The 15,010-nt window shown below is 57.5% G+C and carries 16 protein-coding genes; all 16 read left to right on the top strand.

Features of this window, described 5'->3' with window-relative positions; translation table 11 throughout:
• The first annotated feature begins 134 nt into the window (after nt 1–134).
• On the top strand, nt 135–1,373 hold the full coding sequence (gene dinB, locus HY737_02970) for a DNA polymerase IV (GenBank protein ID MBI4597347.1): 1,239 nt from the start codon (nt 135–137) through the stop codon (nt 1,371–1,373).
• Nucleotides 1,343–3,403, top strand: coding sequence for an excinuclease ABC subunit UvrB (uvrB, locus tag HY737_02975; protein MBI4597348.1), 2,061 nt, complete (start codon nt 1,343–1,345; stop codon nt 3,401–3,403). The genes dinB and uvrB overlap by 31 nt, the downstream gene beginning before the upstream one ends.
• 67 nt (nt 3,404–3,470) lie before the next feature.
• Nucleotides 3,471–4,316: a biotin--[acetyl-CoA-carboxylase] ligase gene (locus tag HY737_02980; GenBank protein MBI4597349.1), complete on the top strand. Its 846-nt coding sequence runs from the start codon at nt 3,471–3,473 to the stop codon at nt 4,314–4,316.
• Nucleotides 4,317–4,344: 28 nt separating this feature from the next.
• The gene (locus HY737_02985; GenBank protein ID MBI4597350.1) at nt 4,345–4,536 is read left to right on the top strand and encodes a hypothetical protein; all 192 of its coding nucleotides are present in this window, start codon (nt 4,345–4,347) and stop codon (nt 4,534–4,536) included.
• 268 nt (nt 4,537–4,804) lie between these two features.
• Nucleotides 4,805–5,317, top strand: a complete 513-nt coding sequence (locus HY737_02990; protein ID MBI4597351.1) for a hypothetical protein — start codon at nt 4,805–4,807, stop codon at nt 5,315–5,317.
• 45 nt (nt 5,318–5,362) lie between these two features.
• Nucleotides 5,363–5,908, top strand: a complete 546-nt coding sequence (locus tag HY737_02995; GenBank protein MBI4597352.1) for an NYN domain-containing protein — start codon at nt 5,363–5,365, stop codon at nt 5,906–5,908.
• 121 nt (nt 5,909–6,029) lie between these two features.
• Nucleotides 6,030–6,821, top strand: a complete 792-nt coding sequence (locus HY737_03000; protein MBI4597353.1) for a type III pantothenate kinase — start codon at nt 6,030–6,032, stop codon at nt 6,819–6,821.
• Nucleotides 6,822–6,984: 163 nt separating this feature from the next.
• The gene (gene groES, locus HY737_03005; protein MBI4597354.1) at nt 6,985–7,275 is read left to right on the top strand and encodes a co-chaperone GroES; all 291 of its coding nucleotides are present in this window, start codon (nt 6,985–6,987) and stop codon (nt 7,273–7,275) included.
• Between the two features lie 12 nt (nt 7,276–7,287).
• Nucleotides 7,288–8,943 carry a chaperonin GroEL gene (gene groL / locus HY737_03010; protein ID MBI4597355.1) on the top strand — a complete coding sequence of 552 codons (1,656 nt, stop codon included), beginning with the start codon at nt 7,288–7,290 and terminating at the stop codon, nt 8,941–8,943.
• Between the two features lie 22 nt (nt 8,944–8,965).
• Nucleotides 8,966–9,283: a co-chaperone GroES gene (groES, locus tag HY737_03015; protein ID MBI4597356.1), complete on the top strand. Its 318-nt coding sequence runs from the start codon at nt 8,966–8,968 to the stop codon at nt 9,281–9,283.
• 392 nt (nt 9,284–9,675) lie between these two features.
• Nucleotides 9,676–10,551, top strand: coding sequence for a hypothetical protein (locus HY737_03020; GenBank protein MBI4597357.1), 876 nt, complete (start codon nt 9,676–9,678; stop codon nt 10,549–10,551).
• A 637-nt stretch (nt 10,552–11,188) separates the two neighbouring features.
• Nucleotides 11,189–11,455 carry a type II toxin-antitoxin system Phd/YefM family antitoxin gene (locus HY737_03025; protein ID MBI4597358.1) on the top strand — a complete coding sequence of 89 codons (267 nt, stop codon included), beginning with the start codon at nt 11,189–11,191 and terminating at the stop codon, nt 11,453–11,455.
• Nucleotides 11,452–11,766, top strand: coding sequence for a type II toxin-antitoxin system RelE/ParE family toxin (locus HY737_03030; protein ID MBI4597359.1), 315 nt, complete (start codon nt 11,452–11,454; stop codon nt 11,764–11,766). Before HY737_03025 ends, HY737_03030 begins: the two co-directional genes overlap by 4 nt.
• A gap of 179 nt (nt 11,767–11,945) precedes the next feature.
• Nucleotides 11,946–13,163, top strand: coding sequence for a GuaB3 family IMP dehydrogenase-related protein (locus HY737_03035; GenBank protein ID MBI4597360.1), 1,218 nt, complete (start codon nt 11,946–11,948; stop codon nt 13,161–13,163).
• Nucleotides 13,164–13,213: 50 nt separating this feature from the next.
• Complete coding sequence (guaA, locus tag HY737_03040) at nt 13,214–14,761, top strand: glutamine-hydrolyzing GMP synthase (protein MBI4597361.1); 1,548 nt, start codon at nt 13,214–13,216, stop codon at nt 14,759–14,761.
• A gap of 59 nt (nt 14,762–14,820) precedes the next feature.
• Nucleotides 14,821–15,010 (top strand): hypothetical protein (locus HY737_03045; protein ID MBI4597362.1); only part of this gene is annotated, 190 nt, incomplete at its 3' end.

Genomic DNA, 15,010 nt, shown 5'->3' on the forward strand with positions numbered 1-15,010 from the left:
ACCTCCTCCATGGGACAAACGTTTACATCAGCGCCGCGCTCCAGCGGCTCCTCAAGTTCCTGGGGCGGCAGCGGCGGTGGCGGGGGCGGTTCCTCCGGCGGTGGCGGAGGCGGCGGGGGTGGTGGCGCGTGGTAATGGAACGCCTGATTCTTCATCTCGACATGAACGCGTTCTTCGCCAGTGTGGAGCAGAAGTCGAACCCAGCACTGCGGGGCAAGCCGGTGTTTGTCTGCGGCAACCGGCATTCGCGCACGGTGGTGGCCACCGCCTCCTATGAGGCGCGCGCCTTCGGTGTCAAGACCGGCATGCCGCTGCATGAAGCGCTGCGGCTGTGCCCGCACGCCACGCTGGTTGAGGGCAATCCGGATAAATACGCCTTTCTCTTTCGCCAGGTGGCTGGGATGATGGAGCGCTACAGCCCAGAGATCGAAATCTATTCCATCGATGAGGCGTTTCTTGACCTGAGCAGCACCGCCGGCCGATTCGGCGGTGCTGTGGCCATCGCGCAGGCGCTTCAGCGTCAGGTGAATGGGGAGCTCGGCTTGCCGTGCTCAGTCGGCATCGGCCCAAATAAACTCCTCGCGAAGCTGGCGTCAGGTTTGAAAAAGCCCAATGGCCTCACACAGATTCAGCCAGAGCAGGTCCAGCGCTTGCTGGCCGATTTGCCGATCGAGGAGTTGTGCGGCATCGGCCGCGCGTTGCAGGCCGTCTTCAATGCCCGCGGGATCACGACGTGCGGCGAGCTCGCTCACGTGCCGTTGGAATGGCTGATCAGCCGCTTCGGCTCGTCGATGGGACGGCACGTGTGGTGCTTGGCGCGCGGCATCGATGAAAGCCCGGTCGTGCCGAACCATAACACACCGCCGGCGAAATCGATGGGCCACATGCACACGCTGCCGCATGATACGTCAGATTCCGGCGTCATCCGCGGCGTGCTGCTGGATCTCTGCGAGAAAGTCGGCCGCCGTTTGCGCGCCGCGGGGGCGGCCGGCCGCACGATCACCGTGACTATCCGCTACCGCGACTTTACGACCTTCTCGCGCGCCCATACGCTCGGCCGATTCCTGGACGATGGCCTTGACATCTATGAGGAAGCCTGTCGAATCGCAATCGGGGACAGTCCCATTTGGGGACTGTCCCCGATTCGGCTCATCGGGGTCTCGGTTTCCAGCCTCTCGTATGAGGAGCGGCAGGCGTGGTGGCTGCCACAGATGATCCGCCGTCGCCAACTCGTGACCGCCTGCGACCGCGTGAACGATCGTTTCGGCGAGGACACCGTCATGCGCGCCTCCACCCTCGAAGCCTACGCCACGGCTCGTCATTACGCCATCAAACACCCCCGATGGAACAATTTCAACTCGCCACAGACCTGACGCCCAAGGGCGACCAACCGCAAGCCATTGAAGCCTTGACGAAGGGGCTGCGGGAAGGCAAGAAGTTTCAGACCCTGCTCGGGGTCACAGGATCCGGTAAGACGTACACCGTCGCGAACGTGATCGCGCAGATCAACAGGCCCACGCTGGTCATCTCACATAACAAAACGCTCGCCGCGCAACTCTACAGCGAGTTCAAGAGCCTGTTTCCAAACAACGCCGTCGAGTACTTCGTCAGCTACTACGACTACTACCAGCCCGAGGCGTACGTGCCGCAGACCGACACGTATATCGAAAAAGATTCCGCGATCAACGATGACCTGGACCGGCTGCGGCTCTCGGCGACCAGCGCGTTGCTCTCGCGCCGTGATGTCCTCATCGTGGCCAGCGTCTCGTGCATCTACAACCTCGGCGATCCCGACGAGTACTCGGAGCAGCTCGTGCGCTTGCAGAAGGGGCAGCAGGTCCGGCGCGATGAAGTGCTCTCGTGGTTCGTCGGGATCCAATATGACCGTAACGATGTAGATTTTAAACGCGGCACGTTCCGCGCGCGGGGAGACACCATCGATCTCTATCCGGCGTATCGGCAAACCGGCTACCGCATCGAGTTGGAAGGCGGTGCGATTGCGCGCCTTCGAGAGATCGATCCGCTGACCGCCGACACGAAAGCCGAGCTGGAGCAGATCGCGATCTACCCGGCGAAGCACTTTGTCACCAGCAAAGAGCGCATCAACGCGGCACTTGATGTCATCCGGACCGAGATGGTCGAGTGCGTGCGAAACTTTCAGACCCACGGCAAGTTGCTCGAAGCCCAACGGCTGGAATCGCGCACCAAGTACGATCTGGAGATGCTCAAAGAGCTCGGCTTTTGCCATGGAGTGGAGAACTATTCGCGGATGCTCGCCGGCCGGCCGCCTGGTTCGCGGCCGAGCTGCCTCATCGACTATTTCCCGAGAGATTATTTGCTGGTGATCGATGAGTCGCACGTGACCGTGCCGCAAGTCCGCGGCATGTACGAAGGGGATCGCGCACGCAAAGAGATCCTGGTCGAGTACGGCTTTCGGCTGCCCTCAGCCCTTGATAACCGGCCGCAGACGTTTGCCGAGTTTGAGTCGCTGATGAACCAAGTGATGTTCATTTCGGCGACCCCAGGGCCCTATGAGCTGAAGCAATGCGAGGGCAAGGTGGCGGAGCAGGTGATCCGGCCCACCGGGTTGGTCGATCCGACAGTGACCATCAAGCCGACACAAGGACAGATCGATGATTTGATCGCTCAGGTAAGAGCGCGGGCCGCGAGCAAGGAGCGCGTGCTGGTGACGACGCTGACGAAACGGATGGCTGAAGATCTCACGCGATATCTCTCCGAGGCCGGACTGCAGGTCAAGTATCTTCACTCGGACATCGGTGCGATTGAGCGTGTGGAGATTCTGCGCGATTTGCGCAAAGGCGATTTCGATTGCCTGGTCGGGATTAATCTGCTGCGCGAGGGGCTGGATCTGCCGGAGGTGTCGCTGGTGGCGGTGCTGGATGCGGAAAAGGAAGGATTTTTGCGATCCGCCACGTCGCTGATCCAGGTGGCGGGGCGCGCGGCCCGCAACATCAACGGCGAAGTCATCCTCTACGCGGATCAGTCCACCGGCGCCATCCGGCATCTGGTGGGAGAAACGGCGCGACGACGCGCCAAGCAGTTGGAGTACAACGAGCGCAACCATATTACGCCGACAAGCATCGTAAAGGCCATCAAGGAAAGCATTGAAGCATTTAAGACCGCCGAGGAATTCACGGTAGAACAGGCCGGCGAATCGCTTGAGCAGCACGACGTTCGGCAGACGCTGGCCGAGTTAGAATCAGAGATGCTCGTGTGCGCCCGCGGCTTGCAATACGAGCGCGCCGCCGTTCTTCGCGACCAAATCCGCTCATTGAAAGAAGCGTATCGGATAGGATCGGCAGAGCCCTTCGAGAAGACGAAAAGGCGACACACGACGCATGACTCAGGACACACGACTAAGGCACAAAAACCAGGAAATTAAACAACAACTACGTCAGTGGCTACACCCTGACATCATCGTCCACCCCTTTGAGGCTGTCGATTCGACGATGGAGAGAGCAGCGGAGTTGGCACGGGCAGGAGCGGCGGAGGGCACGCTGGTGTGGGCGCGGCGGCAGACGAAGGGGCGGGGACGCCATGGCCGAGTGTGGGAGTCTCCTGCGGGCGGCATCTATTGCTCGATCATCTTGCGACCGACGCGGCCTCAACAAGACATCCCGCAGCTTTCATTGGTGGCTGGGCTTTCCGTTGCAGAAACTATCTGGAAGGTCGCCGCGGGTCCTGGCTCGCATTCGCTTCGCCGGTACGCTCGGCTCGCCCCAGCGCGGCTCGCCTTCGCTCGGCCCTCCGGCCCTCGCTCGTCCCGCCCCGGTATGCCGGGGCGGGACACCGTGCCCGCTTCGGGCCTCCGGACGCCCGGCTTAAGCGAACGCTTGCCACCCGCGGCGACCAACGCTGTTTTTCCAACTATTCGGTGGCCGAATGATGTGCTGATCAATGACAAAAAAGTCGCCGGCATCATCGCGGAGTCCAAAGGTGGCGCGGTGATGGTCGGCATCGGCATCAATGTGACGACGCGCCAAGACGATTTGCCGAAGACGGCCACCTCGCTCAAGACCGCCGGAGCCTCCTGCGATCCGCTGCAGCTCACCGGGACGCTGTATCAGCGCTTCATGGCGTGGTACGATATTTGGAGCCGCGAAGGATTTGGACCCATCCGCGCAGCTCTTCGTCCCTGGATCGGCCTCTTCGGGCAACCGGTCCACATCGTCGCAGGCACTGAGCGATGTGAGGGTACGGCCTTGGATGTGGATGAAACCGGACGTCTGATTGTTCGTCTCAATTCAGGTCTGCTGCGGCCGTTTGAAGTGGGAGAAGTCACCGTGCTTCGATGATTCATCCAAACAGAGGGGGGTAGGATAGATGAAGAATGTGGACGTAAAAGTGGAGCACGGGAAGTTGGTGATCACGGTGGATTTGGCGACGGATCTTGGGCCGTCGGCCTCCGGTAAAAGCGTGATGATTGCGACGACCGAGGGCAACGTGGACGTGGCCGGCGCGCCCGACGTGAAGATGGGCCTCAACGTCTACCGCAGGAAAGAGCGCTTCAAGTAACTTGGGCCAACGCGAGCGATGATCCTGGCGATTGATATTGGGAATACCGCAGCTCCCGCCGTGATCTAGTTCCAGCAACTGAAGTCTGTAAGGCAGCCTTCCGCTTTTCCCACTGATCAATATCATGAAAATGAAATCAAATCCTATCATTGAAAATAAAGCTGAATTGAAATGATCTGAAATAAATATCTTGACAGAATGGATTTTATGCTCTATCGTCTTTATGAATCTGTGTGTGATGGTCAAAGCTTAAAGGAGATTTTTCGCAATGACAATTTCTCAGGTCAATGGTAGTTTTGGTCTAGTTGTTCGTAAGGGAGATCGAGAATTCCAGGTATGGGGTTCTGAATCTTTTGTGAAAGAATACGCCGAAAAGCTTAGAGAACACTCCTGGTTCAGTCCTCCACTAAGTCAGCTAAACGCGTCCCGCACCGTTGTAGAAGCAGGGGAGAAATCAATTTCGCTGGCTGAGTTGATGAAGCAAACGAATCCTAAGAAGCACCCTGAACGCATAACCGCCATGGGCTACTATTTGGAAAAATTTAGAGGGCAGGAATCCTTTACTGCGCCTGAGATTGTTCAAGCTTACAAGACAGCGAAAGAACGCTTCTCAAGTGAAGGGAATATCAGACGCGATATTTCAAGGTGTGTCGAAAAGGGGTGGATTATGTCCATTGGTCAACGAGGTAGAGAAGAAGCATATGTCGTTACAAAAACAGGCGACTCACATATAGACACATTAATGCAGGCCAGAAACCGAGAGGTTGCGCTTTCGGCCTAGCATTTCTATAGGATTGAATAGTGACCGTTCACTTTAGGCAGTAACATGTCAGAGCCGAAGAATCGAGCGATTGTGTTCATTGATGGAAATAACCTTTATAGAGGCCTTCGAGACTGCTATGGAATCGAGCGATTGGATGTCGAGCCGTTCTGCAGGTTTCTGACGCAGCAGCACGAGTTGCGGGCGATCTACTATGCGGATGCCAACTTTTTACAGGAGCGCGGGCAGGAAAACTATAAGCGACAGCAGTCCTATTTCTCACATCTCCGCAGCGTTAAGGGCCTGATTTTTAGAAGGGGGTACTATGGCAAGTGGACAATGCCTCCGGTTGAAAAGAGGTCGGATGTGTATCTTGCCGTTGACTTGGTTGATCTCTGCCATCGCGACGAGTTTGATGTCGCCTACCTCATCTCAGGAGATTCAGATTTAACGCCAGCGGTGGACATCGTTATTCGAGAGGGTAAGCGCGTCATCAATGTTTACTTCGATAAACCACAACGCAATTCCTACGCTCTTCGCCAACACTGCCAAGGTCACTTTTTGGAAATCACCCAGTCATTAGCCGAGCAATTCCAATGGCGTCAAAAGTGACCACTATAAAACAAAGCGCCAGCACCTTACGGTGCTGGCGACCCTGGATCGAGTTGATCCAGGGCGGGTTGAATTCTTTCTCTACTATAATAGCGTATTTAGGCACGGTAAGCAAGCAGCGATGATTCTGGCGATTGATATTGGGAATACGACGACGAATTTTGGCGTTTTCGAAAAAGGGCGGCTGGTGTCGCAGTTTTCGATTGCCACACAGTCCAACCGGACGCCGGATGAGATCACGCTGCAGCTCAAGGCGCTGGCGAAGACCAAGCGGCTGCATCTGCGGAAGGCGAAGCAGATTATGGTGTGCAGTGTGGTGCCGCGCATGTCCTCCGTGCTGATCCAATCGCTTCACTCGTTGGGGGCGATGCCGATCCGGGAGGTCGGGCAGGATCTGAAGGTGCCGCTGAAGAATCGGTACACGTATCCTGAGCAGGTGGGGCAAGACCGGCTTGTCGGAGCGTACGCCGCATGGCGGCTATGCAGCACACAGCACACAGCACGCAGCACACAGCAAAGGAAAGCACGGGACGTCATTGTGTGTGACTTCGGGACGGCAATTACCATTGATCTTGTCAAAGCGCCTGGGGAGTACTGGGGTGGGGTCATAGCTCCCGGGCTGGACATTTCCTTAGAGGCGCTTGCCACGCGCACCGCGCTGCTGCCCAAGGTGGAGCTGCGCGAGCCGCCTGAACTACTGGGCCGGGACACCGCCAATAGCGTTCGCTCAGGCATCCTCTATGGGTGTGCGTCCCTTTGCGACGGCCTGGTGACGCAGCTAAAGCGTCAGTACGCTCCTAAGGCGGTCGTGGTGGCAACTGGAGGGGCCAGCAGCCTCGTGGCCAAGCACACCCGCACGATTGACCACCTCCGTCCGCACCTTGTTCTGGAAGGCCTCTCACTATTAAGTTGACAAAAACAGTGAGAATATACTAGAATTAGTTTGTAAACAGTCGATTTATACTCTATAAGTTAAGTAATCTACCTGTTTTGCAACTTGAATATCTCAATCGAACTGCTACAATCAGCATAGATTTAGCACTCATCTCAACTAATTGCTAACAGGAGGTCAGCGGATGGCTATTAAACCACTCAGGGATCGCATCGTGGTTAGAGCCCTTGAGGCGCAGGAAGTCACCAAAAGCGGCATTGTCCTGCCGGACTCTGCCAAGGAAAAGCCTCAAGAGGGCAAAGTGGTGGCCGTAGGAACCGGTCGCTTGCTTGATGACGGGAAGATCAAGGCCCTGGACGTCAAGACAGGCGACCGCGTGTTATATGGGAAGTATGCTGGGAGCGAGGTGACCGTGGAAGATCAGGAGTATCTGATCCTTCGCGAAGAGGACATCCTCGCCATCGTGCAATCGTAAGAAGGAGGAAGCATGGCTAAGCAGCTGCTCTTTGATGAAGACGCGCGCCGAAGAATGCTGGAAGGCGTGCGGCAACTCTCCGCAGCGGTCAAGGTGACCCTCGGACCCAAGGGACGCAATGTCGTCTTGGAAAAGAAGTTCGGCTCGCCCACCATCACCAAGGATGGGGTCAGCGTGGCCAAGGAAATTGATCTGGAAGATCCGTATCAGAATCTCGGCGCGCAGCTCGTGAAGGAAGTCGCCGAGAAGACCTCAGATGCGGCCGGTGACGGCACAACTTCAGCCACCGTGTTGGCCGAGGCGATTTTCCGCGAGGGGCTCAAGAACGTGACCGCCGGGGCGAACCCGATGGGTCTCAAGCGTGGCATCGACAAGGCGGTTGTGGAAGTGGTCGAGCAGCTCAAGAAGCTGTCCAAGACCGTGAAAGACAAGAAGGAAATCGAGCAGGTGGCCACGATCGCGGCGAACTACGACCGCGAGATCGGCGAGAAGATCGCTGATGCGATGGAAAAGGTCGGCAAAGACGGCGTGATCACGGTGGAAGAATCCAAGAGCATGGCGACCACGTTGGACTTAGTCGAGGGGATGCAGTTTGACCAGGGCTTCATGTCCCCCTACTTCGTGACTGACGCTGAGCGCATGGAATGCGTGCTCGATGAGCCCTACATCCTGATCTACGAAAAGAAAATCTCCGCGATGAAGGACCTGCTGCCGCTGTTGGAGAAAGTCGCCAAGGCCGGCCGGCCGATCGTCATCGTCGCCGAGGACCTCGAGGGTGAGGCCCTCGCGACCCTCGTCGTCAACAAGCTCCGCGGCACCCTGCAATGCGTGGCCGTCAAAGCTCCAGGCTACGGCGACCGCCGCAAGGAAATGCTGCAGGATATCGCCGTGCTCACCGTGCCCGGCAACAATCCCCGCGCCATCACCGAGGATCTGGGGATTAAGCTGGAGAACATTCAGCTTGAGGATTTGGGTCGGGCCAAGCGGATCAAGATCGACAAGGAAAACACCACGATCATTGAGGGGGCCGGCAAGACCGCCAACATCAATGGTCGGATTGATCAGATCAAGAAGCAGATCGAAGACAGCGACTCGGACTACGACCGCGAGAAATTGCAAGAGCGGCTCGCGAAGCTCTCCGGCGGGGTGGCCCAGATCAACGTGGGTGCCGCGACCGAGACCGAGATGAAAGAGAAGAAAGCGCGCGTTGAGGATGCCCTGCACGCGACCAAGGCCGCCCGAGAAGAGGGAATCGTGCCGGGTGGCGGTGTCGCCCTCATTCGCTGCATTTCAGTGCTGGAAAAGCTGAAGCTCGGCGGCGATGAGCAGATCGGGGTCGAGATCGTCCGCCGGTCGCTGGAAGAGCCAGCGCGGCAGATTGCGGCCAACGCGGGCCAGGAAGGCTCCGTGGTGGTGCAGCGCATTAAGGAAGAGAAGACCAACGTCGGCTTCGATGCGGACAAGCTGGAGTACACCGACATGGTGTCGGCCGGCATCATCGATCCGACCAAGGTGGTGCGCACCGCGTTGCAAAATGCGGCCAGCATCTCAGGTCTGCTGATCACGACCGAGGCCCTCATCACCGAACTGCCGGAGAAAGATAAGCCGTCACCAGCAGGCGGTCATGGTGGTCACGGTGGTCCTCCTGACATGGGTGGAATGTATTGATAGCACACAGAAGGTGCAGACAATGGCAACAGCAACGGCAAGCGCAAGTAGCCTGAAGCTCAAGCCGATCGGCGATCGGGTGATCGTGCAGCGGCTCGGCTCAGCCGAGAAGACGAAGAGCGGGCTGTACCTACCGGACTCCGCGCAGGAGAAGCCGCAAGAGGGCAAAGTGATTGCGGTCGGCTCCGGCAAGACGCTCAACACCGGCAAGGTGGTGACACCGTCCGTCAAGCCTGGCGACCGGATTCTCTTCGGCAAGTACTCAGGCTCGGAGATCAAAGTCGACGACAAGGAGTATGTCTTCCTCAACGAAGACGACATCCTCGCGATCATCACCTGACGTAGATATCAGATATCGATTTCGATATCTGATATCGCCTTAGATTGGAGGCAATCGCACACCCCGCTTGGCCCAACGGCCGAGCGGGGTTTTGCGTTTATAGCTGCGGGTCCTGGCTGCGCATGCCGCTCGCCGCGACGCTTGGGGCGCCCCACCGTGGCGCCCCGGCGCTCGCTGCGTCGGCCTCGCTCGTCCCCCGCGGCTTGGCGGCGCGAGGGGCACCGCCAAGCCTATAGTGCGGGGGACACCGTGGCCGCTCGGCCTCCTTACGCGCTGCTCGCGGGCATGCGCAGCCACCCGCAGCGTGGTTAGTAGGATATAATTGAGCCCACGATGCGCTCTCCGGCCGGTCGCGGGGCACTTGGGATAGGGTGCATCAACAGCAGAGTCATATGCCGCTAAGACGAAGGAAGCGTCTTATCACGGAACTTGTTAAGTTTCGGAAAAATTTGGTCCAGGCTATTGAGAATCTGGGCCGACGCTCGCCACTTTGGACTATCCTTGAAATATTTGTCGCCATTGCTGCGATTGGTTCCATGTGTTTTGCGGGTTGCCAAGCCATTTTACAGCAACAGCAACTGCGCCTTGAAAATGCACCTCAGCTAGCCTTACATAACGTTATTTGGTGGTATACCCCAGGCGATAACTGGTTTGGATCACAAATAGAACTGCAGAATTATGGTGTTAAGCCTGCACTGGAATTCCGTTTCTTGAACTTCCGTGCCATTGTTCTTGGAGTCGACGAGGCTCGTATTCGAACACAGATTCAAGCAAATACGGATCAAAGTCTGCAACAATTCTTGGACTTATACGTTCGGGATATGCGCAATCGGTCAATCTTAGATCTCTTGGGAGAGATAACATCCTTCTTTAGGCGAAATACTCTTGCCAATAGACAGGCTGTCGAGCAGTTTCTTCAAAGAGAGTTGGGCGGCAACACGAATTTGCCTTTTCGGATGCTTGCTATAAATGGAGACATGGACGAGTACAGAGCGCGACAACGGCGTATGATTGTTCCCAATCGTTCTGTAACTGAAGGCCTTGGACAGCAGTTGGATCATACAGCTGTCGAGCAAGCACTTGTAGGAAATAACCTTCTAGTTGTCTATTGGGCTTTCGAATATGAAGGCGCCGATCACAGCAAATACCAGAGTTTTTACGTTGGGTACGGCGACCGAAATTTCAGTACAAAGCTTCAATTGCTGGGTAAGGAAGATCGCGTGTACGCTACTCTAACGGAATTCCAAAGCTGGTGGGGTGATCAGTAAAACCATCATCGGAGTATACTGTTCCGTGGGCACAGCACTTAAGCAAGGCGCTCTTGATTCGAGTTAATTCGTCAATGTAAGTTGCATGTCCCCGATGCACGAGTTTGGAATATCAGGCGATTCGTTGAAGGCAACTACGTAGGTGTTACTTGCTGGCTGTTGGAGGTTGTGACGAATAATATGATTTGGGGAGCGATTGGATGTTTAGCTCTCATCATTATTTTGCTTTGGATTTTTACTGGGAGCCTCGAAAAATCGCGACTTTGGATTCGAAATTTCATAATCAAGGCACTTTGGATACTCATCGGGATAGGGAGCGTTTTCTTACTATATCTGGTAGGGACCTTTCTTTTGAAGTATTTATTGACCTACTTTAAGTGGCTCTGGAGTCTTATCAAATCGGGAGGGTCGATATTCTGGATTGTCTTCCTTGGTCTAGCAGGGCCCATACTCTTTTTCTTTCTTGTTCTTGACTCAATTAGTGGCTTTACCAAGAAGAAAAAATGAAAATAGGAAAATTGCAGTCGGACTTGGGGGACAGGAACCGAAATGGGCTCGAAGTTGACGCGAGGGAAGACGCCGGTTGATATTCTGTACATATTGATGTACACTTTACTGTACAGATAGGAGGGACCCGATGAAAGACATGCCGATGACGGAGGCGCGAGCGGTGCTGACCTCGTTGCCGGATACGTTGAGCCATTCGCATGAAACCGTCGCCGTCACGCGGCGCGGCAAGCCGGTGCTGGCCATCCTGCCCTGGGAGGAATACGAGGCGCTCGTCGAAACCTTGGAAGTTATGGCGGATGAGCAGCTGATGGCATCGGTGCGGCAGGGCATCCGCGACATTAAGCAGGGCAAGCTCATTCCGTGGGACGCCGTGAAACGGAAGCTCACGCTGTGACCTACCGGATTCTCCTGACCTCAACGGCCGCACGCCTGCTTGAGGCGATCACCGACCGCCGAATCCGTGAGCAGATTCGGCAACGGATTGACGGGTTGGCGCATGAGCCTGAGCTGCAGGGCAAGCCCCTGCGCGATGAGCTGGCGGGGTTCCGCAGCTTGCGCGCCATCGGCCAGCGGTATCGCATCATCTACCGCGTCGATCGCGGGAACGTCGTAGTGATCGTGGTGGCCGTCGGCCTGCGCAAAGAGGGCGACCGCAGCGATATCTATCGCATAGCGCAGCGGCTGCTTCGATTACGCCTCGTGTAACCATCGCCGCGATCCAAGCCGCAAGCCGCGTCAGCAAGCCATCGTTGCCTCTGCGCGTTGACAGGATGAGGGAAGGCCGGTAGAATAGACCATGGACTTAGGCTCAGGACGACCATTTGAAGCATTTTGCTCCCCGCACAGGGTTGGTGTGTGCGGGGATTTTTGTTTAGGAGGACACCATGGCTGAGTGGATTGGGATTGGGCGGCGAGCCCGTCGCTGCTACGGGTTTGACGAGATTGCCCTCGTGCCGGGAACGACCAGCCGAAATCCGGCCGAGGTCGATACGACGTGGAAGCTCGGCAACCTCACCTTCCGGGTGCCGTTTCTGGCATCTGCCATGGACGGCGTGGTGGATGTGACCTTCGCGATCGCCATGGGCAAGCTCGGCGGGCTGGCGGTGCTCAACCTCGACGGCGTCCAGGCACGCTACGATGACCCCTCAGATGCCATCGCCCAAATCATCCAAGGCGATGTTGAAGAGACGACGAATATCGTCCAGAAGCTCTATAAGGAGCCGATCAAGGAAAAGCTGATTGCGCGGCGGGTTGAGCAGATCAAAAAGGCCAAGGCGACATGCGCGGTCAGCACGATTCCACAGAATGCGGAGCGGTTCGGCGCAATCGCCCAGGAAGCCGGGGCGGATATCTTCGTGGTGCAATCGACCGTGACGACGGCCAAGCACATCGCCAAAGCGTATCGGCCGCTGGATTTTACGAGCTTCATGAAGGCGATGAAGATTCCGGTGATCGTGGGCAATACGGTGACGCATGAGCAGACGCTTGAGTTGATGGAAGCCGGCGCGGATGGGCTGCTCGTCGGGGTCGGGCCGGGGGCGGCGTGCACCACGCGCGGGGTGCTTGGCGTTGGGGTGCCGCAGGTGACGGCCACGGTGGACTGTACCTCAGCGCGGGACCTCTACTACAAGAAGAGCGGCAAGTACGTGCCGATCATCACCGATGGCGGTATGCGCAACGGCGGCGATATCTGCAAGGCGTTTGCGTGCGGGTCGGATGCGGTGATGGTAGGCTCGGCGTTTGCCAAAGCCAAGGAAGCGCCGGGGCGGGGCTATCACTGGGGCATGGCGTATCCGCACTCATCCCTGCCGCGCGGCACGCGCATCTTCGTGGGCACGACCGGTACGCTTGAGCAGATTCTGTTTGGGCCAGCCCTCACCGATGACGGCTCGCAGAATCTGATGGGTGCCTTGACGACCTGCATGGGCACGGTGGGAGCAGCGGATATCAAGGCATTTCAGATGACGGAGATCATCATCGCGCCGTCGATCCAGACCGAAGGCAAAATCTTCCAGCAGGTGCAGCGTGTGGGCATGGCCCGCAAGGGCGCCGTCGAGCAGCCGGACAACGGCGCTCGCAAGTCCCGCTTCACCCGAGTCTAACCGCTAAGGCGATATCAGATATCGAATTCGATATCTGATATCGTAGTTCGATGCCGACGCATGAGCTCATCTTAATCGTTGATTACGGCTCTCAATACACGCAGCTGATTGCGAGGAGAATTCGCGAGCAGCGCGTGTTCTGCCGCATCATCCCGCCGCGGCAACTCACCACGAAGTTCCTCCGTGCTGAGCAGCCCAAGGGCGTGATCCTTTCCGGCGGTCCGAACAGCGTCTATCAGCGCAATGCCCCGCTGCCGAGCCGCAAGATTTTCAACGTCGGCATTCCGACGCTGGGAATCTGTTACGGGATGCAGGCGATGTCGCACCTCTTGGGCGGGACGGTACGGCGGGCCGGGAAGCGCGAGTACGGCCGGGCCATGCTGCAAGTGCGCCAAGCCGACGGCTTGTTCAAAGGGACCAAGCGCAAGTTCATCTCCTGGATGAGCCACGGCGATTTGGTCAAGCGCGTGCCGAAGGGATTTTCGATCAGTGCGGCGACTCGCAATACCGCCGTGGCGGCGATGGCGGATCCGGTGCGCCGGCTCTACGGCCTGCAGTTTCATCCTGAAGTGGCGCATACCGAGGAAGGCGACAAAGTCCTCAGGAATTTCCTCTTTCGGCTCTGCGGCTGCCATGGCGAATGGACCATGAAATCGTTCGTCAAGGAAACCACAGGACGCATCCGTCAGCAGGTGGGCAAGGGCCGGGTGGTGCTGGGCTTAAGCGGCGGGGTGGATTCCTCCGTGGCGGCGGTGCTGCTGCATCAGGCCATCGGTAAGCAACTCACCGGTATCTTCGTTGATAACGGCCTGTTGCGCAGCGGTGAGCGCGCACAGATCGAGGAAACATTCGGCCGCCACTTCCACATTCGGGTGCGATACGTGGATGCCGCAAAGCGGTTTCTCGATGCGCTGCGCGGTGTGACCGAGCCTGAGCAGAAGCGTAAAATCATCGGCCGGGAGTTTGTGCGCGTCTTTGAGGCGGAGGCCAAGCGCATCGCCAACGCCGGCTTCCTGGCTCAAGGCACGCTGTATCCGGATGTGATCGAAAGCGTCTCCGCCTGGGGCGGGCCATCGGCGACCATCAAGACGCACCACAATGTGGGCGGGCTGCCGAAGCAGATGCACCTAAAGCTTGTGGAGCCGCTGCGGGATCTGTTTAAAGATGAAGTGCGCGAGCTGGGCAAGCTGCTTGGGCTGCATGATGATCTGCTGTGGCGCCATCCGTTTCCAGGGCCAGGGCTGGCGGTGCGGATTCTGGGTGACGTCACCGAGGAGCGGCTGCGGATGGTGCGCGAGGCGGATGAGCGGGTCGTCAAAGAAATCCGCCGGGCCGGACTCTACCGGAATCTGTGGCAGGCCTTCGCGGTGCTGCTGCCGGTTAAGACCGTCGGGGTCATGGGGGATGAACGCACCTATGAGCACGTGATTGCCATCCGGGCGGTGACAAGCCAGGATGCGATGACCGCCGACTGGGCGAAGCTGCCGGCGGAGGTGCTGGAGCGGATTGCCAACCGGATCATCAACGAAGTCCGCGGCATCAATCGCGTCGTGTATGATATCTCTTCGAAACCCCCGGCGACGATTGAGTGGGAGTGATTCAGCGAGTGGCAAAGTGGCAGGGTGGCCAAGTGGCCAGGAGGGTAAGGATGGGACGCATGGCACGGATTGTATTGGGACTGATCGCACTCTTGACAGTATCGGGATGCGGGATGACGGTCATCGAGGATGGCCAGGTCGGGGTCAAGGCTGATTTTGGCAAGATCTCTGATGAGGCGCTGGCCTCCGGGTGGCATTTTTATGTCCCGTTTACCTCATGGGTTGAGACCTGGAATGTGAAGACGCAAG

This window comes from Candidatus Omnitrophota bacterium (assembly GCA_016209275.1).
Taxonomy (GTDB): Bacteria; Omnitrophota; Gorgyraeia; order Aquiviventales; family Aquiviventaceae; genus JACQWM01.

Coding starts and splice junctions, on each gene's coding strand:
- dinB (MBI4597347.1), top strand. CDS start 135: ATGGAACGCCTGATTCTTCATCTCGACATGAACGCGTTCTTCGCCAGT.
- uvrB (MBI4597348.1), top strand. CDS start 1,343: ATGGAACAATTTCAACTCGCCACAGACCTGACGCCCAAGGGCGACCAA.
- HY737_02980 (MBI4597349.1), top strand. CDS start 3,471: ATGGAGAGAGCAGCGGAGTTGGCACGGGCAGGAGCGGCGGAGGGCACG.
- HY737_02985 (MBI4597350.1), top strand. CDS start 4,345: ATGAAGAATGTGGACGTAAAAGTGGAGCACGGGAAGTTGGTGATCACG.
- HY737_02990 (MBI4597351.1), top strand. CDS start 4,805: ATGACAATTTCTCAGGTCAATGGTAGTTTTGGTCTAGTTGTTCGTAAG.
- HY737_02995 (MBI4597352.1), top strand. CDS start 5,363: ATGTCAGAGCCGAAGAATCGAGCGATTGTGTTCATTGATGGAAATAAC.
- HY737_03000 (MBI4597353.1), top strand. CDS start 6,030: ATGATTCTGGCGATTGATATTGGGAATACGACGACGAATTTTGGCGTT.
- groES (MBI4597354.1), top strand. CDS start 6,985: ATGGCTATTAAACCACTCAGGGATCGCATCGTGGTTAGAGCCCTTGAG.
- groL (MBI4597355.1), top strand. CDS start 7,288: ATGGCTAAGCAGCTGCTCTTTGATGAAGACGCGCGCCGAAGAATGCTG.
- groES (MBI4597356.1), top strand. CDS start 8,966: ATGGCAACAGCAACGGCAAGCGCAAGTAGCCTGAAGCTCAAGCCGATC.
- HY737_03020 (MBI4597357.1), top strand. CDS start 9,676: ATGCCGCTAAGACGAAGGAAGCGTCTTATCACGGAACTTGTTAAGTTT.
- HY737_03025 (MBI4597358.1), top strand. CDS start 11,189: ATGAAAGACATGCCGATGACGGAGGCGCGAGCGGTGCTGACCTCGTTG.
- HY737_03035 (MBI4597360.1), top strand. CDS start 11,946: ATGGCTGAGTGGATTGGGATTGGGCGGCGAGCCCGTCGCTGCTACGGG.
- guaA (MBI4597361.1), top strand. CDS start 13,214: ATGCCGACGCATGAGCTCATCTTAATCGTTGATTACGGCTCTCAATAC.